The sequence below is a fragment of the Paractinoplanes bogorensis genome, assembly GCF_018829635.1.
GTDB lineage: Bacteria > Actinomycetota > Actinomycetes > Mycobacteriales > Micromonosporaceae > Actinoplanes > Actinoplanes bogorensis.
On the sequence record NZ_JAHKKG010000003.1, the window covers coordinates 275490 to 295014 of the forward strand.

The 19525-nt window shown below is 70.5% G+C and carries 15 protein-coding genes and 2 pseudogenes; 10 read left to right on the forward strand and 7 right to left on the reverse strand.

Going from position 1 to position 19525, the window contains the following annotated elements; translation table 11 throughout:
- The first annotated feature begins 135 nt into the window (after nucleotides 1–135).
- Together KOI35_RS09885 and KOI35_RS09890 are read left to right on the forward strand one after the other, a co-directional pair.
- Nucleotides 136–1359 carry an MFS transporter gene (locus KOI35_RS09885; RefSeq protein ID WP_215785805.1) on the forward strand — a complete coding sequence of 408 codons (1224 nt, stop codon included), beginning with the start codon at nucleotides 136–138 and terminating at the stop codon, nucleotides 1357–1359.
- Nucleotides 1360–2314: 955 nt separating this feature from the next.
- Complete coding sequence (locus KOI35_RS09890; RefSeq protein WP_308120883.1) at nucleotides 2315–3022, forward strand: DUF899 family protein; 708 nt, start codon at nucleotides 2315–2317, stop codon at nucleotides 3020–3022.
- A gap of 6 nt (nucleotides 3023–3028) precedes the next feature.
- Here KOI35_RS09890 and KOI35_RS09895 read toward each other — a convergent pair whose 3' ends face one another.
- The 4 genes from KOI35_RS09895 to KOI35_RS09910 all read right to left on the reverse strand — a co-directional run bounded on the left by KOI35_RS09895 (nucleotide 3029) and on the right by KOI35_RS09910 (nucleotide 6877).
- Nucleotides 3029–3832: a hypothetical protein gene (locus KOI35_RS09895; RefSeq protein ID WP_215785807.1), complete on the reverse strand. Its 804-nt coding sequence runs from the start codon at nucleotides 3830–3832 to the stop codon at nucleotides 3029–3031.
- An 85-nt stretch (nucleotides 3833–3917) separates the two neighbouring features.
- The gene (locus tag KOI35_RS09900) at nucleotides 3918–5033 is read right to left on the reverse strand and encodes a GDSL-type esterase/lipase family protein (RefSeq protein ID WP_215785809.1); all 1116 of its coding nucleotides are present in this window, start codon (nucleotides 5031–5033) and stop codon (nucleotides 3918–3920) included.
- Entirely contained in the window at nucleotides 5030–5584 is a 555-nt protein-coding gene (locus KOI35_RS09905; RefSeq protein ID WP_215785812.1) for a TetR/AcrR family transcriptional regulator, read from the reverse strand. The genes KOI35_RS09900 and KOI35_RS09905 overlap by 4 nt, the downstream gene beginning before the upstream one ends.
- A gap of 117 nt (nucleotides 5585–5701) precedes the next feature.
- Nucleotides 5702–6877: an ROK family transcriptional regulator gene (locus KOI35_RS09910; protein WP_215785814.1), complete on the reverse strand. Its 1176-nt coding sequence runs from the start codon at nucleotides 6875–6877 to the stop codon at nucleotides 5702–5704.
- Nucleotides 6878–7076: 199 nt separating this feature from the next.
- Here KOI35_RS09910 and KOI35_RS09915 point away from each other — a divergent pair, with 199 nt between their 5' ends.
- The 8 genes from KOI35_RS09915 (at nucleotide 7077) to KOI35_RS09950 (ending at nucleotide 16552) form a co-directional block, all read left to right on the forward strand.
- Nucleotides 7077–8087, forward strand: coding sequence for a substrate-binding domain-containing protein (locus tag KOI35_RS09915; RefSeq protein ID WP_215785816.1), 1011 nt, complete (start codon nucleotides 7077–7079; stop codon nucleotides 8085–8087).
- Nucleotides 8084–9091: an ABC transporter permease gene (locus tag KOI35_RS09920; RefSeq protein WP_215785818.1), complete on the forward strand. Its 1008-nt coding sequence runs from the start codon at nucleotides 8084–8086 to the stop codon at nucleotides 9089–9091. Before KOI35_RS09915 ends, KOI35_RS09920 begins: the two co-directional genes overlap by 4 nt.
- A complete protein-coding gene (locus KOI35_RS09925) occupies nucleotides 9088–9861 on the forward strand; it encodes an ATP-binding cassette domain-containing protein (protein WP_215785820.1) in 774 nt (257 codons plus the stop codon). The genes KOI35_RS09920 and KOI35_RS09925 overlap by 4 nt, the downstream gene beginning before the upstream one ends.
- Nucleotides 9858–10487 carry a nucleoside/nucleotide kinase family protein gene (locus KOI35_RS09930; protein ID WP_215785822.1) on the forward strand — a complete coding sequence of 210 codons (630 nt, stop codon included), beginning with the start codon at nucleotides 9858–9860 and terminating at the stop codon, nucleotides 10485–10487. Before KOI35_RS09925 ends, KOI35_RS09930 begins: the two co-directional genes overlap by 4 nt.
- Entirely contained in the window at nucleotides 10484–11251 is a 768-nt protein-coding gene (locus KOI35_RS09935) for an SDR family NAD(P)-dependent oxidoreductase (RefSeq protein ID WP_215785824.1), read from the forward strand. The genes KOI35_RS09930 and KOI35_RS09935 overlap by 4 nt, the downstream gene beginning before the upstream one ends.
- 33 nt (nucleotides 11252–11284) lie before the next feature.
- On the forward strand, nucleotides 11285–12274 hold the full coding sequence (locus tag KOI35_RS09940; protein ID WP_215785826.1) for a hypothetical protein: 990 nt from the start codon (nucleotides 11285–11287) through the stop codon (nucleotides 12272–12274).
- A gap of 261 nt (nucleotides 12275–12535) precedes the next feature.
- Nucleotides 12536–16234 (forward strand): ATP-binding protein, encoded by a 3699-nt coding sequence (locus KOI35_RS09945; RefSeq protein ID WP_215785828.1) that lies wholly within the window; start codon nucleotides 12536–12538, stop codon nucleotides 16232–16234.
- A 6-nt stretch (nucleotides 16235–16240) separates the two neighbouring features.
- A complete protein-coding gene (locus KOI35_RS09950) occupies nucleotides 16241–16552 on the forward strand; it encodes a hypothetical protein (RefSeq protein ID WP_215785830.1) in 312 nt (103 codons plus the stop codon).
- Here the strand turns inward: KOI35_RS09950 and KOI35_RS49235 are convergent.
- The 3 genes and pseudogenes from KOI35_RS49235 to KOI35_RS48835 form a co-directional block, all read right to left on the reverse strand.
- On the reverse strand, nucleotides 16539–17114 hold the full coding sequence (locus KOI35_RS49235; protein ID WP_246612867.1) for a CBM35 domain-containing protein: 576 nt from the start codon (nucleotides 17112–17114) through the stop codon (nucleotides 16539–16541). The two genes, KOI35_RS09950 and KOI35_RS49235, sit on opposite strands and share 14 nt — an antisense overlap.
- 78 nt (nucleotides 17115–17192) lie before the next feature.
- Nucleotides 17193–17414, reverse strand: a pseudogene (locus KOI35_RS49300) (DUF5110 domain-containing protein); the annotation flags it as partial.
- A 55-nt stretch (nucleotides 17415–17469) separates the two neighbouring features.
- A pseudogene (locus KOI35_RS48835) lies at nucleotides 17470–19503 on the reverse strand (glycoside hydrolase family 31 protein); the annotation flags it as partial.
- Between the last annotated feature and the right edge of the window lie 22 nt (nucleotides 19504–19525).

A 19525-nucleotide genomic window follows, 5' to 3' on the forward strand; every position in this document is an offset into this window, starting at 1 on the left:
TTCACGTCTTGCGCCCCTCTTCTTTGACCCCCTCTTCTTTGACCCCCTCTTCTTTGACCCCCTGCTCTTTGACGCAACCGCACGATTGCTATAGCTTGGATGGCAACCACATGGTTGCTATCTGAGGAGGCGGGAATGCCGAGCCTGATCCTGGCCACGCTGTTCGCCGGCATGTTCGTGATGGGCAGCACCGAGCTGCTCGTGGTCGGCGTGCTCGACCTGATGGCCGCCGACCTGGGCGTGTCGGTTCCGGCGGCGGGAGCGCTGGTGACGGCGTACGCCCTCGGCCTGGCCCTCGGCGGTCCGGTGCTCACCGCGCTGACCATCCGGCTCGACCGGCGCACGGTGCTGGCCGGAACGCTCGCGCTGTTCGTGGTGACCATCGTGGTCGCGCTGGTGACGACGAACTTCGCGCTGATGCTCGTGACCCGCACCCTGACCGGCACGCTTCAGGGGGCCTTCATCGCCGCGTCGTTCGCGGCCGCGGCGGCGGCGGTCCCGCCTTCACGGGCCGGGCGGGCCATGGCCGTGGTCATCTCCGGCACCGCGGTCTCCGGCGCACTGGGCGTCCCGCTCGGCACGCTGGTCGGGCAGCTGCTCGGCTGGCGCGGGACGTTCGTGGCGGCCGCCGTGCTCGGGCTGCTGGCGCTGGTCGCGACGCTCGCCGTCGTCCCCCCGGTGCCGGCCACCGCGGGTGGAACCACTGCCCAGCTGCGCCACGCGTTCGCTCCGCGGGTGCTGGCCGTGCTCGGGCTGGCCGTTCTGACGTTCACCGCGATCTACGCCGGACTGACCTACATCGTGCCCTTCCTGCAATCTGTCACCGGTGTCACAGGTGGGGTGGTCAGTGTGTTCCTCCTGGCGTACGGGGTAGCGACCGCAATCGGCTCGTACGGAGGCGGCCGTTTCGCCGACTCCAACGCGAGCCGAGCCATGGTCATCGGTACCGCGGGTCTGGCGCTGTCGTTGCTGATGCTCTATCTGACCGGCGCGGTCGCCGTTCTGGTCGCGGTCGCGCTTCTCGCGTGCGGACTGTTCGCGATGGGCATGGCGCCGTCGATGCAATATCGCGTGGTCAGCCTGGCCGGTCCGGGCGGGGTGCTCGCGCAGTCGCTACCCGCCTCCGCGGCCAATGTCGGTATCGCGCTGGGCGCCTTGATCGGCGGGGTGGCGGTCGACGCGTTCAACGAGCGCGCCGCGGTGCTGGCCGGAGTGGTCGTCGCTGCCGTGGCCATCCCGGTGGCTGCCATTACCGCCCTGTTCAAGCCGCCGACCGCCGGGCACGCGACGGTCGCTGAACAGAACGACCATCCACCGGTTCACCAGTCGGTCGCGTCCGAGAAGTGCGCCATGGGGTGAGCGGTGCGCGCATCTGGTCGAGCGATGACGGCGACGATGTGCGCATCGAGCGATCGATCCGCACGTTGAACAGGCGTTCCAGCTGTTCCGCCGGCTGCACCCGGAGGCCGCCCTTTGGTGGGTTCGGTGAGCGAGGCGCTCATCGACGGCGGGGCGGGGATGAGCGAATTGCGCATCGAGTTGCGCGTGCAGATGAGCGGTCCGCGCATCGAGTTGTGTGGCGGGGGATGAGCGAGCTGCGCATCGAGTTGCGCGTGCAGATGAGCGGTCCGCGCATCGAGTTGCGTGCAGCAGGAAGAACACGGCGGGCATGACGAAGGGCGGGGATGAGCGAGCTGCGCATCGAGTTGCGCGTGCAGATGAGCGGTCCGCGCATCGAGTTGCGTGCAGCAGGAAGAACACGGCGGGCATGACGAAGGGCGGGGATGAGTGAACTGCGCATCGAGTTGCGCGCGCAGATGAGCGGTCCGCGCATCTAGTTGCGTGGCGCGGGGGATGAGCGAACTGCGCATCGAACTGCGCGGGCGACTGAGCGGTTCGCGCATCGGTTGCTGGGCGTGACGAGCGATCCGTGGACCTTCCGTTGTCCGCTTCCGTTCGTGTCCGGGCGCCGTTGGAGTAAGCGGTCCGGAGCGGACTGCGGAAGTGTGAGAACGGAGGAGATGTCATGACGGACGAGATGAACGAATACGACGGGCATTGCTGCGGGCCGGACGCCGACCAGGGTGGGGCTCCAGGTCTCGCGGGCCGGAGCGGGGCGCAGGGCCCTGTGGACGGGAGCGCGGCGCTGGGGAGTTCTGCTAGGAGTGCGGCGCTGGGGAGTTCTGCTGGGAGCGCGGCGGCGGGGAGTTCTGCTGGGAGTGCGGCGGCGGGGAGTTCTGCTGGGAGTGCGGCGGCGGGGAGTTCTGCTGGGAGTGCGGCGCCGGGGGTTCCGGATGGGGTTGCCCTGCCCGTGGTGGCGAGCCGGGCCGAATTTGAGGCTGAGATCGAGCGGCTCCGGGTGCGGGAGAAGGCCCACACCCGCGAGAGCGACGCGATTGCCGCTGCCCGGCGCCGGCTGCCGATGGTCGAGGTCGACGGCGGCACGCCGATCGTCGGGGCGCAGGGGGCGACCACATTGCTCGATGCGTTCGAGGGGCGGCGGCAGCTGCTCGCGTACTACTTCATGTGGTATCCGGGGCGGCCCGCAGCCGAGCAGTGTGAGGGCTGCACGTGGAACAACACCGAGGTCACGAACCTGCCCTACCTGCACTCCCGGGACATCTCGTATGCCGTCTTCTGCTTGAAAAAAAAAAGGGAAAGCCGCCGTTACCACGATTTCATGGGTTGGCGGATGCCGTGGTATTCGGCCCAGGACTCGCTCGACGTGCTGCTGGTCGGGCGGCGGATCGGGATGATGCACCTGGTCGCCTATGTGCGTGATGGTGATCGGGTTTTCGAGACGTATTGGACGACGGTGCGCGGGGTCGAGGTGGCCGACTGCAGTCTGGCGCTGATGGATCTGACCGTCTTCGGGCGGCAGGAGCCGTGGGAGGACTCTCCGCCCGGGCGGCCGCAGGGATGGCCGGTCGACGGCAGCAATTCCCGGCTCGGCGGGCGGCCGATTCCGCAGTGGCCCCGCATCGAGGCCGGCTTCTCCGACGACCTGACCGCGACTCCCTGATCGATGTCAGACCGGTGGTCTCGAGGTCTTGGTGGAGACCTTTCTGAGGTCGTATCCCTTGCAGGGCTCGGCCAGACGGCCGGTGAGGTGTCCCTTGGACGAGGTGGGAACGGCGCCCGCCACGTCGACCATGCCGTAACCGCTGGGCTGATCGACCCAGTAGTCGCCGCGCAGGTCGAATCCGCTGTCGGAGTAGGCGCCGGCCATGGCGTAGCGGCCGCTCGGCACGCCGCGGTTGGAGCGGACCTCGTAGAAGTTGAACGTGCCCAGCAGGGTGCCGTCGCCGGTCGGGTAGAGGACCAGCTTGAGGCCGGTCAACCCCTGTGAACACCGGTAGGTGCCCTGCCACGTGCCGGACAGGACCTTGGACGCGGCGGTCAGGTCGACGGCCGGCTCCGGTGCGGGCGGACGATGGGTGGGAGCGACCTGCGTGTCACTGCCCACGATCTCGATGGTGGCGGTGGACGGCGGCTGCACGGTGACGACCGTCTGCTTGCCGTCGCCGGTGATCTCGACACGGCCGTCGACCTGGGAGACCGCGATTGCCTTGGCGTCGTCGATCGCGTATGTGGCCGTCGCCGGTCGTCCTGAGCTGTCCTGGTAATTGATCATTACTGTGGGGCGGTCGTCGGCGCCGCTGATCAGCTGGTGGACCAGGTCGGCGCCGGCCGTCACCAGCACCTCCTGGGCGATCTTCATGACCACCCGCACCGCGACCCGTCCCAGGACCGCGGTGCACCCCGACAGCAACAGCGTCATGGCGAGCGCAGCCCCGAGAACCGGGCGACCCAGGAAAGACTTGACAGCCATGCTCGGTACTGACGGACACGTTCGGGGGCCGCGTCAGACCGCAGGTCAGGACGGGTGCGTCATGAGTCGCGGCCGGCGTCAGGAATCACCTGGGGACGGACACGGGGGACAGCGCGGCGAACCGGGTGCCGATGAGCCGGTGCGCCTCGGGACCCGGGTGCAGGGCGTCGGGCAGCGGCAGCTCGGCGGCGTCGGCCTCGCCGAACAGGTCGAGACCGTCCACGTAGTGCAGGTTCTTGTCGTCGCGGCGTTCGGCCAGTTCGCGCATCTCGGCGCGGATCTTCCGCAGGGTCAGGTGGTCGCCGGCGGGGTCACCAGTGGCGATGAACTTGATCTGACCGGTGCCGAACGAGGCCGGGTCGAAGGCGCCGGGACCGGGCGTGTCCTCGTGGATGCCGCAGAACACCGGCGACACCAGCAGCAGCGGCGTTTCCGGGTGGCCGTCGCGGATCGTGTCGAGGAACCCGTGCACGAGCGGCACGAAGATCCGTCGGTGCATGGCGTCGAGGTTGACCACGTTGATGCCGAGCTTGACGCTGATCACGTCGGCCGGCGCGTCCCGGATCACCCGGGCCGCGAACGGGTCGACCATGGCGCTGCCGCCGAAGCCGAGGTTGCGCAGCTCGAGACCGGCCCGGCGGGCGGCCACGGCGGGCCAGATCTCGCTCGGGGCCAGGGCGTTCGAGCCCTGACTGATCGAGCTGCCGTAGTGGACCCACTGGGGCGCGCTCTCCGTGACGGGCGTGACCGGGGCGTCGGCGCGCACGTCGACCAGCTCGACGGATTCGTTGTGGGGCAACCAGAACTCGACCCGCTTGGGCCCGGACGACAGCCCGGCGACCGTGGTCGAATGAGCCGCGCCGGGGTGCATCGTCGTCTGTCCGGTGGACAGGTCGATCTCGAGGCGGTCGCCGCCAGTGAGCTCGTCGCTCAGCTCCGGCGAGCCGTTCACCAGCACGTCGACTCGTCCGCGGGGCCGCTCGGCACCCACGTAGGACATGCGGGTCGAGTGCAGGACCAGGGAGACGGTGGTCGCGGCGGTGTCCAGAGCGACCCGTACGCCGGACGGTTGCGCCTCCATCGCGAGGAGTTGCCCGTCGGGGAACTGCTGCCGGACCCAGGACGGCAACCGGTGCGGACGCAGGCCACGCTCCGTGGTCTCGAGCTCGGCGGCGCCGCGGATCAGGGACTTGTCGATCATGTGGAACTCCAGGAGTGGAAAACAGTGTCGAGGGCATCGAGCGCGCGCCCCCACGAGACGTCGGGGGAGGGGTCGCGGTGGGCGAAACCGTTGCCCTCCAGGGCGATCCAGCCGTTCACGGTGGCGCCGAGCAGGCGGGTGGCGTGCACGAGGTCGTCGTCGGACAGGTGGTAGCCACGCAGTACCGCCCAGGTCAGCGACACGAGCCGGGCCGACGCGGGGGACGGTGCTGACCCACGTTGCAGCGCGGTCCAGCGGCCTGGTGACTGTCGTGCGTAGTCGCGCTGGGCCTCGGCCAGGGCGACCAGCGCGTCACGGCCCGACCGCCCGGCCGTGGCCATGGCTATGCGGTCGGACAACTCGGCCATCGCCAGCTCGTGCACGCCGGCGAGCAGGGCGGCCCTGTCCCGTACGTGGGAATAGAGGCTCGCGGTCTGCACGCCGAAATGGCGCGCCAGGGCGGACAGGGTGACCGCCTCGAAGCCGTCGCGATCGGCCATCTCGGCCGCCGCGGCGACAACGACCGCGGGGGACAGGTTCGCTCGCGCCATGCCCCAAACCTAACACCTATAGGTTTCCACCTACAAGCTATCGGAACGAAGGGCGTCAGCGAATGGGGAGCGGCGTCGCGCGCAGGGCGTCAGCAAGTGGGGAGCGGGCGAGGCCGCCTACAGGGCGTCGGCGAACGGGGAACGGCCGATCAGCAGGCGGGCGTCCAGGGCGGCCGGGCTCAGCACATGGTCGCGTACCAGGTAGCCGGCCCCCGCGATCCCGGCCCGCGCCTTGTACTTGGTGACGACGATCCGCAGCTGCCGGGTCGCGAGGGGCAGCGAGCGCTGATAGACCACCTGCCGGATCCCGGCCAGCAGGTCGTCGCCGGTGGTTGCGAGCAGCCCCCCGAGCACGATCACGTCGGGGTTGAGCAGGCTGGTGGCGTAGGCGACCGACTCGCCCATGATGCGTCCGGCCTTGCGCAGGCTGGTCACCGCGGCCGAGTCACCCCGGCGGATGCGTTCGGCCACGTCGCGGGCGTCGTGCCCCTCGCCCAGGTCGCGCGCGAGCGCCCACCCGCCGGCCAGCGACTCGAGGCAGCCGAGGTTGCCGCAGCGGCACTGCGGGTCGCCGAACCCGGCGATGTGCGCGTGCCCGATGTCGCCCGCCGCGCCCTGCGCGCCCCGGTTGACGGCGCCGTCGATGACCATGCCGCTGCCGATGCCCGTGCCCGCCTTGACGAAGAACAGGTGCCGCTGGTCGGCGAAGTGCCGGCGGTGCTCGGCCAGGGTGAGCAGGTTGACGTCATTGTCGATGAGGATCGGCACTGGCCAGCTGCGGCGCAGGTGGCGCCGGATGTCGTAGCCCTCCCAGCCGCTCATGATCGACCAGCCCTGCACCCGGCCCGCCTCGTAGTCGACCGGCGCCGGCAGGCCGAGGCCGAACCCGGCCACCGCGGACTGGTCGAGCCCGATCTGGCCGATCAGCTCGCGCAGGATCGCGGTGATCCGGTCGAGCAGCACCTCGGGGCCGTCGCCGAGGGCCAGCCGGGCCACCCGGTCGCCGAGGATGGCCAGGTTGAGGTCGAGCACGGCGATCCGGGTCCGTTCCTCGCCGACGTCGACCGAGATGAGCACGCCGGCCCGCGGGTTGAGTTCGAGGCCGCGCGACGGCCGGCCCCGGGACGGCACGTTCTCCGTGCTCTCGAAGATGAGCTGGGCGGCGAACAGCGTGTCCAGCCGCTGGCCCACGGTCGACCGGGACAGGCCGGTGACGTGGGCGATCTCTGAGCGGGTGCGGGCCGAGCCGGTGGTGATGAGCTCGAGAACGCGACCCGGGCCGTCTTCGATCATGGTGCTCCCCGTGGCCTCGCCGGTTTCCGGCGATGACGTGTAAGTGCGATTCGGGCGTCAGTCAACCACAGCACTTATGTCGACGACAACGCATAAGTGTGAACTTGATGGTTGACAGTCGACGTAACGAAACACACGATGAGCCGTAACGAGCTGGACTTACGCAGCGCCCTCGATCAAACAATCGGAGGACACAGATATGAACACCACTCGCCGACTCGCCGCCGCCGGGATAGCCATGACGCTGCTGACCGGGGCCGCGGCCTGTGGCAGCAAGGACGAAGCCGCCTCGGGCGGAAGCGGAGGCGACGTCACCATCGGCATCGTCGAGCTGAACCTGTCGAACCCGTTCTTCGGCACGCTCGAGAAGGCCACCGAGGCCGCCGCCACCGCCAAGGGCTGGAAGGTCATGAAGGCCGAGGCCAAGGTGCCCGGCGACTCGGCCACCCAGGTGACCGCGATCGAGAACATGATCGCCCGCAACGTGAAGGCCATCGTGCTCGACCCGGCCAACCCGACCGCGCTCGTCGACGTGGTCAAGAAGGCCCGGGACAAGGGCATCCTGGTCGTCACCGTGAACGCGACGCTCACCCCGATCGACGCCGCCGACGCCACCTTCGCCACCGACAACACCAACGCCGGCAAGCTGATCGGCCAGTGGGCCAAGGGGACGGTGACGTCGAACCCGCGGATCGCGATGCTCGACTTCGACCTGTCCGACGGCCCGGCCGGTGGGCGGCACAACGGGTTCCTCGAGGGCTACGGCATCGCCGAGGGCGCCCCGGAGATCGCCGGCTCGGCGCTCACCAAGGGCACCGTCGAGACCGGCCAGTCGGCGATGGAGAACCTGCTGTCGGCCCACTCCGACATCAACCTCGTCTACACGATCAACGAGCCGGTCGCCCACGGTGCGTACACGGCCATGAAGAACAAGGGTGTCGAGAGCAAGGTGACCACGGTGTCGGTCGACGGCGCCTGCTCCGGCGTACAGGACGTCAAGGACGGCATCATCGGCGCCACCGCGATGCAGTTCCCCAGCAAGATGGGTGAGATGGCGGTGGCCGCCGCGGCCGAGTACATCGCGAACGGCACCAAGCCCAAGTCCGGCCTGACCGACTCCGGCACGGTCCTGATCACCGACAAGCCGGTGGCCGGACTCGAGTCCCAGACCTCCGAGTGGGGGCTGCAGAACTGCTGGGGCGAGAAGTGACGGACACCAAGCCGGCCGACGCGGCCCTCCTCGAACAGGGGGAGGACCGCGGCGGTCCGGTCCGCGCCTTCGTCAGCAGCCAGGTGGCCGGCCCGCTGGCCGCGCTCGTCCTGGCCGTGCTGGTCTTCTCGCTGACCACCAGCACGTTCCTCAACGCCGGCAACCTGTCGCTGATCGCCACCCAGTCGGTGGTGGTCGGCACGCTCGCCCTGGGTCAGACGCTCATCATCCTGACCGCGGGCATCGACCTGGCCAACGGCGCCATCATGGTGATGGCCGCGGTGGTCATCGGCAAGCTCGCCACCGACGGCAACGCGTTGTGGGCGCTGGTCGCCGGGCTGGTCGTCTGCCTCGTGCTGGGTGGCCTCAACGGCGTGCTCATCTCGCGGTTCTCGCTGCCGCCGTTCATCGTCACGCTGGGCGTGCTGTCGGTGCTGACCGCGGCGGCCCGGCTCTACACCGACTCGCAGTCCTACCCGATCAGCTCCGACCTGCTGACCATCCTCAACGACGGTCCGTCGATCGGGGGCGTCGACATCACGTACGGCGTCATGCTCTGGATCGGTCTGACCGCGGTGCTCGGTTATGCGTTGACCCAGACCGCTTGGGGTGTACGCGTCTACGCCGTCGGCGACAATCGTGCGGCCGCCGCCCTCACGGGTATCAAGGTCAAACGCGTGCTGCTCAGCGTCTACCTGACCGCGGCCGTGGTCTACGCGTTCGCCGCCTGGCAGGCGCTCGGCCGCACCCCGACGGCCGACCCGAGCGGCTACGGGACCGCCAACCTCGACAGCATCACCGCCGTCGTGATCGGCGGGACCAGCCTGTTCGGCGGTCGCGGCGGCGTGGTCGGCACGTTCATCGGCGCGCTGATCGTGACCGTGCTGGCCAACGGGCTCACCCAGGCCGGCATCGACTCGCTCTATCAGCAGGTGGCGACGGGCGTGCTGGTCGTGATCGCCGTCGCCGTCGACCACTTCGTCCGGACGAGGCAGACGCGATGACCACAGTTCTGCAGGCCCGCGGCCTGACCAAGCACTACGGCCACGTGGTGGCGATGGACAACACCGACTTCGACCTGCGGGCCGGCGAGATCCTGGCGGTCATCGGCGACAACGGGGCCGGCAAGTCCACCCTCATCAAGGCGCTGACCGGTGCGGTCATCCCCGACTCGGGCACCATCTCGCTCAAGGGCGAGGAGGTGCACTTCCGCGACGCCCTCGACGCCCGCAAGGCCGGCATCGAGACCGTCTATCAGGAACTCGGCGTGGCCCCCGCGCTCGACATCACCCAGAACCTCTATCTGGGGCGGGAGCAACGGCGCAAAGGCTTTCTCGGTACGGTCTTCCGCAAGCTCGACAAGCCCGCCATGCGCCGCGGTTCGGCCCGTCAGATGGCCGACCTCGGCATTCGCGTCCAGTCGATCCGGCAGAAGGTCGAGACCCTGTCCGGCGGTCAGCGGCAGGCGGTCGCCGTGGCCCGGGTCGCGGCCTGGGCCACCAGCGTCGTCATCATGGACGAGCCCACGGCGGCCCTCGGCGTCCGCGAGACCAACCAGGTGCTCGGCCTGATCGAGCGGGTCCGCGAGAACGGGCTGCCGGTCGTACTGATCAGCCATAACATGCCCAACGTGTTCCAGGTCGCCGACCGGATCCACATTCACCGGCTGGGGCGGCGCATCGCCCTGGTCGACCCGAACAGCACCACGATGGAAGAGGCGGTGGCCGTGATGACCGGGGCCAAGTCACCCGAATCCCTGGGCGGTCGCGCATGAGCGACAACCTCGCCTCCCTGGTGGAGTCGGCCCGCGCGCTGGTGGCCGACGGGCAGCGGCGGATCCTCGGCATCACCGGGGCGCCCGGAGCCGGCAAGTCGACCCTGGCCCAGCAGCTCACCGAGGCCCTGGGCGACCAGGCCGTGCTGGTCGGCCTGGACAGCTTCCACCTGTCCAACGCCGAGCTGAACCGGCTCGGGCGGCACGCGCGCAAGGGCGCCGCCGACACCTTCGACGCGGCGGGCTATCAAGCACTGCTGCGCCGGTTGCGGCCGCAGACCGACGAGATCGTGTACGCGGCCGAGTTCGACCGGTCCATCGAGGAGTCGATCGCCTGCGTGGTTCCCGTACGCCGGGAGACGCCGCTCGTCGTCACCGAGGGCAACTACCTGCTCGTCGACGACGAACGCTGGGCCGCCACGGCCGCCCTGATCGACCAGGTCTGGTACGTGGACCCGGGCGAGGACGTCCGGATGGAACGGCTGATCGCCCGGCACGAGCGGTTCGGCCGCAGTCCGCAGGAAGCACACGACCGCTCGTACGGCTCGGATCAGGTCAACGCCGAACTGATCGGCTCGACCCGTCCGCGGGCCCACCGCATCGTTTCCCTGAAGGAGTCCGCATGAGCGTCCTCGACCTGTTCCGCCTCGACGGCAAGGTGGCCGTGGTGACCGGCGGCAACCGCGGCATCGGCAAGGCGATCGCGATCGCGCTGGCCGAGGCGGGCGCGTCGGTCGTGGTGGCCGCGCGGGACGCCGAGCGCAACGAGGAGGCCGTGGCCGAGCTGTCCAAGGTCGGCCCGGCCGCGCTCGCCGTCACCACCGACGTCACCGACCGGGCCGCGCTGGTCGCCATGCGCGAGACGGTCACCGAGCGGCTCGGCCCGATCGACGTGCTCATCAACAACGCCGGGGTGGGCATCCACGGCGAGTCGCTGACCCTCGACGACGAGGGCTGGCAGCGGGTGATGGCGACCAACCTGGACGCGGTCTGGAAGGCCAGCCAGGTGGTGGGGGAGCAGATGGTCGGCCGCCGCACCGGCTCGATCGTCAACATCGGCTCGATGTCCGGCATGATCATCAACCGGCCGCAGTGGCACGCCCCGTACGCCGTCTCCAAGGCCGGCGTGCACCACCTGACCCGGTCGCTGGCCGCCGAGTGGGCACCGCACGGCGTACGGGTGAATGCCCTGGCTCCCGGTTACACCAAGACCGAGATCTCCGACATCGACGACCCGAAGTGGAAGCACTACTGGATCGACGAGGTGCCGATGCAGCGGTACGCCCAGGCGGCCGAGATCGCGCCGTCCGCGTTGTATCTGGCCGCCGACGCCTCCTCGTTCGTCACCGGTTCGGTGCTCGTCATCGACGGCGGATACACGCTCTGGTGACATCCAGGTGAACAACTGCCATACTCCGCGGCCATGGGGATACGTCGATGCATCGCGATCTTGGTGCTGCTCGTGGCCGGCGGGGCGGGGCTCGGTGCCGCGCGGGCGCCCGAAGACCGAACGTTGACGCTGTCCGGCCCCGAACGGGCGGTACCCGGCCGGACCGCGGTGTTCACCCTCCAGGTCGATGGCGGGACGCCCGAAGTCACGGTCGCCCTCACGTTGCCTGTCGGCGTCTCTTACGAGAGTGACGGGCCCGGCGCGATCAGAACGGGGGAGGGTGGTGGCCGCAATTCCGGGCCATGCGCCGTCGACGATCAGGTGGTGACCTGCTCGGTCGACCACCCCGAGGACGGGCTCTTCGGTTGGACGGCGACGCTGCTCGTCTCCACCGCCGACCCGTTCACACTGACCGCCACGACCGGCGATCTCACCAAAACCCTTCAGGTCCTTCCCGTACGCGGTGCCGACCTCGCCGTCGCCGTCGAGAACCCGCCCTCGGGGCCGATAACCCCCGGCAGCACCTGGACTTATGACGTGGTCGTGCGGAACCTGGGTCCCGACCCGATCAGCGAGTTCACCCTGCACGAGTGGTTCGACGGCAACTGGTATCGCGGCGGGACGGTCGACTTCGAAGGCGCCCAGTGCACCCCCGATCCGGGGCAGCTCGCCTGCATCGTCCAGCACGAACTCCCGGCCGGGGGCGAGGTCCGGCTCCCGCACTCGATGCCGACCCTGGCCAACGATCGCACGTTCGGGCGTAGCGGAAAGGTCGAGCTCGACGTGGTCGACATCCCGGCGTCGATCGACCCCTCGAACGACAAGGTGACGTTCCCGGTCCGTTTCGCCGCCAAGCCGTCCACACCCACGGCCACACCCGCCACGCCGGCGGCACCGGGTGACGGGGGCGGACTGCCGATCACCGGACCGGCCGGGATGCCGCTGGCCCTGGGTGGTCTGGCCTTCGTGCTCGCCGGATTCGCCGCTCTGTGGCTGACCCGGCGTCGCTTCGCCCGGCCCTGAGGCGGCTCGCGTTCCGCGGGGTCGCTCACTGATGCTTGTCCATGTTTAGATATCGCTCGAAACGCGACGAGCCACGGGGGTAATCGTGAAGCGTGCCGAGCCGGGCATCCGTATGCCCATCTTCGACTCCACAGCCCGGGAACGGTGACGCGCGGCGTCGCCGGCTTCCGTTCGTACGTAATCAATTCTTTCTGACGCGGCGCGGGGGCCGTGGCGCTGCCGTGCGCCCTCCCGCCGCTCCCGGCTGTGGAGAAGGACGGCGTGAAGACTTCGATGAGGGCGGCCCGATCGGTCGCGCTGGCCGCGGCGCTCGCGGTGTTCGGCGGGGTCGGCGTGCACGCGCCGGCGGCCGCCGCACCCCCGGCGCCGCGTTCGCTGGTGGGAATGCTGCGCAGTGAAGGGGTGCCCCTTCCGCCGATCCCGCCGCTGGTGACCGAGTCGTGGAACGGCACGACCGGCGTCGACGCGACGGCCGAACGGTGGCGCAAGGCCGTCGCCGACGTGGCCGAACTGTCGCCCGAGCCCGAGGTGCGGGTGGCCGCACTGGCCGCGTTGTCGACCGGTGACCCGGTGGCGATCCAGCGCTTCGCCACGGTCGAGAAGCGTCAGCTCGAGACGGAGATCGCGGCCCGCCGGAAGCAGCAGGCGGCCGACAACCTGGTGACGATCCGGGCGATGGCCGGCACCGGCGGCGACTACTTCAACGCCGAGGTGACGCGGGTGCTGGCCGGCACCGACACCGACCGCGAGCTGTTCCTCGCGTACGGCGCCGACGTGGCCCGGCAGCGCGACGAGAAGGTGGCCGCGGACGCTCGTGAGCGGGCCACCCAGCTGCGGGAACGCGTGCGGGTGCTGGCCGCCGCGGCGCCGGCCGAATCACACGTCAAGGTGGCGGCCGAGCAGGCCCTGGCCGGTGACGACGCGGCGGTCGCGGCGTTCTGGAACTCCGGCTATCTGACCGCGGCCAAGGCCGACGCGGCCGAGCGCGAGCAGTATCTGAAGGACCTGGAGGCGCGCAACAAGGCGGCCGAGGAACTGTCCGATCTGGCCCAGCGGGCCAAGCGGGCCTCCGAGGCGCGCACCCGGCTGCTGCGGGCGCATGGCGACGCGGTGAAGGCGCTGCAGCGCGGCGCCAACGACATGGCCGGTGCGGCCAACGCGGCCCGGCACGCCGAACGGGTGCTTGCGCGGGCCGGTACGGCGGCGTCCAAGTCGGCCGACCTCGACGCGGCCAAGACCCAGACGACGAACTTCGTGAACGGCGCCCGGCTGTCGGCCGAGCAGGCGCGGGCGGCGGCGGCGATCGCGACATCCGCGGCGGACGAACTGATCGCCACCGGGCTCGACTACGGGGCCGAGTGGTCGCAGATCGCGCAGGGCATGAGCGAGGCGTCGGCGGCTGCCCTCGGCGCGGCGACCACGGCCCAGCACGCCATCGACGCGACCATCGCGACCAACAACGCGCAGGGCGCCCAGGCCCAGGCCGAGGCGCACGCCAAGCAGGCCGAGCAGTGGCGCAAGCACGCACAGGAGCACGCGGCGGCCGCGGCCAAGCTGGCTACCGCGGCGGCCAAGCAGGCCGCGGCGGCGAAGACGGCCGCACAGCGTACGAAGAAGGCCCGGGAAGAAGCCCAGGCGGCCGAGGCCAAGGCCTGGGCCGCGGCCGAGCGCACCCGCCAGCATCGGCAGACCGCCGAGGCCCGGGCGGCCGAGGCGAAGCAGGCCCGTCAGGTGGCCGAGGCCGAGCGGGCCAACGCCGCCCGCTTCCGGGCCGAGGCCGAGCAGCATGCGGCGACCGCCCGCTCGGCCCGGGGCAACGCCGAGGCCCAGGCGGCCGTGGCCAACCGGGCCCGGGGTAGCGCCGAGGGGGCCGACCGCAACGCCAAGGCGGCCCGCGACCGGTCGTGGAACCAGGAGCGCATCGCCGCCGGAGCCCGCGACGACGCCTTGGCCGCCGAGAAGGCCGAACAGGCGGCCAAGGCCCGCGCTCGCGCCCTGCAGGCGGTTGCGGCGTCGGCGGCCGGCAGCGCCGACTCGGCCGAGGCGCAGCGACAGGCCGACGAGGCCAACACGCAGGCCGGTGTGGCCGGCACGGCGGCCCGCAACGCGCGTTCGGCCGCGAACACGGCCACCGGCGCCGCGGCGAACTCGCGGGCGGCGGCGCACCAGGCGCAGCAGGCGGCCAACCGGGCCTGGGCGGCGGCCCGGCAGGCCGAGGCAGCGGCCCGCGCGGCCGACGCGGCGGCGGACAAGGCCGAGGCCACGGCCGCGCAGGCCCACTCGTGGCGGCTGCGTGCCGACGCCAAGGCAGCGGTGGCGACGACCCAGGAGATCCGCGCCGCTGAGGCGGCCACCGCGGCCGTGAACCTGGCCGCCCAGGCCGCCGAGGAGGCGGTCAAGTCGCTGTGGGCGGCCAACCGCACCCGCGACGAGGCCCAGGCCGCGACCAACGAGGCCGTGGCGGCGGCGGTGCAGGCCGACATCGCCATCGCCGCCGCGTCGGCGGCGTCCTCGTCGTCGGCCGGCATCGCCGAGCCGCACAACACGGCGATCGGCATGGTCACCCCGTTCACCGGGGCCGACATCGACGCCGACTTCGTGACGGTGGTGGCCGAGCAGGCCATGCGTATCGGCGAGGAGCAGGCCGCGGCGGCCCGCGCCCGGGCGGCCGAGGCGGTGCGCGCCGCGGAAGCAGCCGAGGCGGCCGCGCAGCGCGCCAACGAGCAGGTCAAGCCGGCCTACACGGCGGCCGCCCAGGCGGCCCGCTCGGCGGCCCAGGCGGCTCAGTCGGCGGCCGAGGCCAAGCAGTCAGCGGCCCAGGCGGCGGTCGACGGGGCCGCGGCCCGAGCCGCCGCGGCTTCGGCCGGCCGGGCCGACGCACAGGCTCGCGCCGACGCCCTGGCGGCCCGGCAGGCGGCCAACGAGGCCGCCAACGACGCGGCGATCGCCGGTCGCAGTGCGGCGGCGGCCCAGGCCGACGCCAACGCCGCCGACAGCGCGGCCACCCGGGCCGAGTCCGATGCGGCGGCCGCGCGCGGTGCGGCCGACCGGGCCGAGTCCGACGCGGCGGCGGCTCGTACGGCGGCGGACAGCGCCCAGAAGCACGCGGACAGCGCGGCCGAGGCGGCGAGCCGGGCCCTGGCTCACGCGACCGAGGCGCAGCAGGCGGCCGAGCGGGCCGAGGCGGCCGAACGCGCGAAACAGCAGCAGGCGGCGAGCAACGAGGGCGCACCCAACCCGGCCGACGAGGCGGACCTCCTCAAGTACCTGACGCCGGAGCAGCGGGCCGAGTACGAGAAGGCCAAGCAGGAGGCCGGGGAGTCGATCTGGGACTTCCTCAAGGCCGAGGGCCTGGACTTCCTGATCGGGCTGATCGTCCCGGAAGACCTGATGGAGTGCGTCAGCTCGCCCAACTTCGAGGCCTGCTTCTGGACGATCGTCGAGCTCATCCCGTGGGGCAAGCTCAAGAAGGTCGGCAACGTCTGGGACCTCTACAAGAAGTGGGAGAAGTTCGCCGAGAAGGTCCGCGACGGCCGCAAGAAGCGCGACAAGATCGCTGACGACGCCCGCCGCAACAAGGACGCCTGTGATCTCAAGATCCCGCCGAACCCGAACGCCCGCAAGGCGACCGGACCGGCGGCGGCGTCCGATCCCGACTCGATTCCGTGCGACCTCGGACCGAACGGCTGGCCGGTTCCGACCCAGTCCAACTGCCACGCCTGCGCCAAGAAGATCAAGGAGCTGATCGGCGGCGAGATCTACGAGGTCAAGGACTCGCTGGGCTCGGGCCGCCTCGGCCCCTCGACGAACGATCCGCACGGCCAGTGGCACAACCACTTCGTCGTCATCAAGGATGATCTTGTCTACGATGGGTTCACCGGGCGCAAAGGCATACCTTTCGCCCAATACAAGAAACAGTGGACCTACGGCGAATACCTGAGCTTCACCCGGGCGGATTGAGCGAACATGGATCTCACGGAGCTCTGCTTCCACCTGCGCCGACGCCGTCGGATGTATGTGCCGGACGATCGCTACGCGACCGCGGTCGCCTTCGTGCTGGGGTTCGACGCCGCTTCCGACGGCGTCGCCCTGGCCGGCTTCCAGGAATATGTGGGCGACCGGACGACCCACCGGAGCTCGCCCGTCCACTGGCCGTTCCTGATCCTGGAGTCGAAGCTGCCCGGCACCGCGATCGCCGACGTCCCACCCGAGAGCGAGGCCGAGCTGACCACCCTGATGCTCGACCTGCTGGAGGAATTCGAGGTCAGCCGACGCTGAGGCTGTCCAGGTTGGCACCACTCGCCCCGGTCGAGGTGGCGCGGATCCGCACCGCGCTGCCCGCCGGGAGCGTGGCGTTCAGGAGGACCGTGCGCCACGTCTTCCAGCCACCGGTGGGCGGGAACGACAGCGAGGCGGCGACGACCGTGTCGTTGACCGTGATGCGTAACGGCCGGTCCGTGGTGCCGCCGTTGGCGTAGCGGATGCCGAGGGGATAGGCGCCTGCGGTCGGCACGGTGACTGTCCACTCGACGAAGTCAACGGCGGCATTGGTGTAGTCGACGTAGCCGCTGCCGGTGTAGCCCGCGTGCTGCGAGGCGATGGTGACACCGCTGCGGAGGGCGTCCTCGGCTTCGTACACGGTCTGGCGAGCGGGCGCGGGGAAGGTCGCGCCGCTGGGCTCGACGATCGCCGCGACCCCGCCGCCCGAGCCCACGGTGATCAGCGGAGTGACGACGGTCAGGATCTTGCGGGTGGCGTTCCAGACCTGGCCGCTGCCGTTGAGCACGGCGGCCGATTCCCCGGTGTACGCGGGCAGCCCGCCCCCGCCGTTGACCCGCATCCCGACCGGCGCCGCCAGCCCGTGGATCCGGACGACGTAGCGCCGCGCGGTGGGCGCCCCGCTGTAGGTACCGGCCGGGTGTCCGACGGTGACCCGGAGCGCGGCGTGCGTGTAGACCAGCGAGGTCGTGCTGGACGCGCCGCCGGAGCGGAAGTCCTCGGTCACGCCGTCGTCCTCGTACAGGCTGAACGACCCGTCCCGCCCGGCGTACACGTCCATCTCGAGTTGCGTCTTGTCGAGGAACGCGGTGCTCTGTGCGTACTTGTACTTCGGCAGTACGGCACCCGCACGGACGTACATGATGATCTCGCCGGTGCTGGTGACGTAACTCTTCTCGGTCGTGTCGGAGCCCACGTTCTGCGCGTTCCGACCAGAAGTTGAACCACGTGTCGCCGGCCGGCAGCCACACCCGCTGCACCGCGCCGCCGGTGTCCGTGGTCACCGGCATCACCAGGATCGACGGGCCCCACATGTACTGCAGGTCGTGCGTGTACGCCATCGGGTTGCGCTGATGCTCGATCACCATCGCCCGGGCCATCGGCACACCGGTCGCGTACGCGGTATGGGCAATGCTGTAGATGTACGGCATCAGCGTGTACCGCACCTTGGCGTACTTGCGGAAATCGGCCTGATTGGCCGCACCCTGATCGATCGGCCAGCGTGAGGCGGCCGGCCCCTGCACCCCGGTGTCGCCGTTGGAATGCGGCCGCCAGATCGGGGACACGCTGGCCCATGCGGCCACCCAGTTGCGATAGAGCCCGTCCGAGATGATCGCCCCGAAGAAGCCGCCGGCGTCGATGTTGGCGAACGGGAAGCCACCGAGCCCGGCGTTCAGCATGCCGCGGATCTGTTCCTGCATTTCCCCGTACGTGGAATTGATGTCCCCGGTCCACAGATGCCCGTAGCGCTGTTGCCCGGCCGTAGCGCCCCGGGTGAACGTCCACGGCCGCTTCGTCCGGCCGATGGCACGATCCCAGCCCTCCTGGCCGACCCCCTTCTGGCAGTAGAGGAAGAACGCGTTGCGCAGTTCGGCCCAGCGCTGACCGTTGGCGGCGACGGCGTCGTACGGGATCGGGCCCATCTCGTCCGGCTCGTCGATCCACAGCGCGTCTCCCGGATAGCCCAGCGCGGGGTTGAACGCCTTGCTCCAGAACACGTTCCAGACCCAGGCGCGGGTGGCCGGGTTGCTCCAGTCGGGCACGGCGTCGCTGTTGTCGACCCCGGTCAGGTCGGCCGCACGGAAGCTGTAGCCGGGAGGGGGACCGCCGACCCAGCCCGCCATCTCGTTGGAGTTGTTGCGGTTGTAGTCGAGCGTGGTGAGCACGCCGTGCTCGTCGGCCCAGCGCTTGAAACCGGCCGGGTCGGGCCACCGCTGCGGGCTGAACTCGAACCACGACCCGCTCCACCCGCCGGACCCGGCCCGCCACCGGTTGTCGTGCACCTGCACGTCGAGCGGGTAGCCGGCGTCGCGCAGCGCGGTGATCCGGCTCGTCCACCAGTTCTGGTCGCTGACGTTCGGGAAGTTCTTGTCCGACAACTGCAGCCCGAAGACGCCGAGCCGGGGGAAGCGGGGCCGCCCGGTGAGCTGGGTGTAGCGGTCGAGCAGTTGGGTGAACTCCGGGCCCTTGATGAAGAAGTAGTCGAGCTGCGGCTGGGCCCCGGACGCGCCGTGAGCGTCGGCGGAGAACTCGTAGGTGCCGCCGTTGCCGAAGTTGAACGTCGTGTCGAACGTGGTGTTGAAGAACACGGCGTAGCCGCGCGACGAGAAGTACAGCGGCACGATCGCCGGGGCCTGGTCGATGTGGTTCGACTGCAACGGGTAGTTGTGCGCGACGATCTCGCCGGTGCGGTCCACTCTGGGGGCACGACCGTAGAGGCCGTGCCCCGCCTTGACGAAACGCTCGTCGGCTCCGGCCGGGGCGAACGTCTGCCGGACGGTCGCGCCCCAGCCCATGCTGTGCGTCGCGTCCTCGCCGGCCAGCACGGTGTCCTCGTCGCGGGCCGCGAACGTCAGACGAAGCGGATTCTTGCGCAGCACGACCCGCACACCGTCGAGCGGCCCGGTGGTGATGGTGAGCGTGTCACCGGTGTCGGCGACCTGCAGTGTGCCGCCCAGGCCCGAGTGGGCGGCCGGGTCGACCATCTCGTAGCGGTTGTCGGCGAAGAACTCCTCGCCCGCGCGCACCGCCTGAATGCGGACGAGGTGACCCCCGTACGCGGAAATCCTGAGTCTTTGCCCGGTCGTGCTGGTCACCGTGACGCTGCGGACACCGGTGACATGACTGGCGTAGCCGGTGAGCGACTCGTCCGCGGCGAGATCGGCCAGCGCGGGGAGGGGGACGGCGGCCAGCCCGGCCACTTTGAGAAGGTCCCGGCGTGTCGGCGGCATGGCCACAGATTGACTCACATCT

Bases quoted from the DNA above. Each gene is read 5' to 3' on its own strand.
- KOI35_RS09885 (WP_215785805.1), top strand. From the start codon at position 136: ATGCCGAGCCTGATCCTGGCCACGCTGTTCGCCGGCATGTTCGTGATG.
- KOI35_RS09895 (WP_215785807.1), bottom strand. From the start codon at position 3,832: ATGGCTGTCAAGTCTTTCCTGGGTCGCCCGGTTCTCGGGGCTGCGCTC.
- KOI35_RS09900 (WP_215785809.1), bottom strand. From the start codon at position 5,033: ATGATCGACAAGTCCCTGATCCGCGGCGCCGCCGAGCTCGAGACCACG.
- KOI35_RS09905 (WP_215785812.1), bottom strand. From the start codon at position 5,584: ATGGCGCGAGCGAACCTGTCCCCCGCGGTCGTTGTCGCCGCGGCGGCC.
- KOI35_RS09910 (WP_215785814.1), bottom strand. From the start codon at position 6,877: ATGATCGAAGACGGCCCGGGTCGCGTTCTCGAGCTCATCACCACCGGC.
- KOI35_RS09915 (WP_215785816.1), top strand. From the start codon at position 7,077: ATGAACACCACTCGCCGACTCGCCGCCGCCGGGATAGCCATGACGCTG.
- KOI35_RS09925 (WP_215785820.1), top strand. From the start codon at position 9,088: ATGACCACAGTTCTGCAGGCCCGCGGCCTGACCAAGCACTACGGCCAC.
- KOI35_RS09930 (WP_215785822.1), top strand. From the start codon at position 9,858: ATGAGCGACAACCTCGCCTCCCTGGTGGAGTCGGCCCGCGCGCTGGTG.
- KOI35_RS09935 (WP_215785824.1), top strand. From the start codon at position 10,484: ATGAGCGTCCTCGACCTGTTCCGCCTCGACGGCAAGGTGGCCGTGGTG.
- KOI35_RS09940 (WP_215785826.1), top strand. From the start codon at position 11,285: ATGGGGATACGTCGATGCATCGCGATCTTGGTGCTGCTCGTGGCCGGC.
- KOI35_RS09950 (WP_215785830.1), top strand. From the start codon at position 16,241: ATGGATCTCACGGAGCTCTGCTTCCACCTGCGCCGACGCCGTCGGATG.
- KOI35_RS49235 (WP_246612867.1), bottom strand. From the start codon at position 17,114: ATGCGGGTCAACGGCGGGGGCGGGCTGCCCGCGTACACCGGGGAATCG.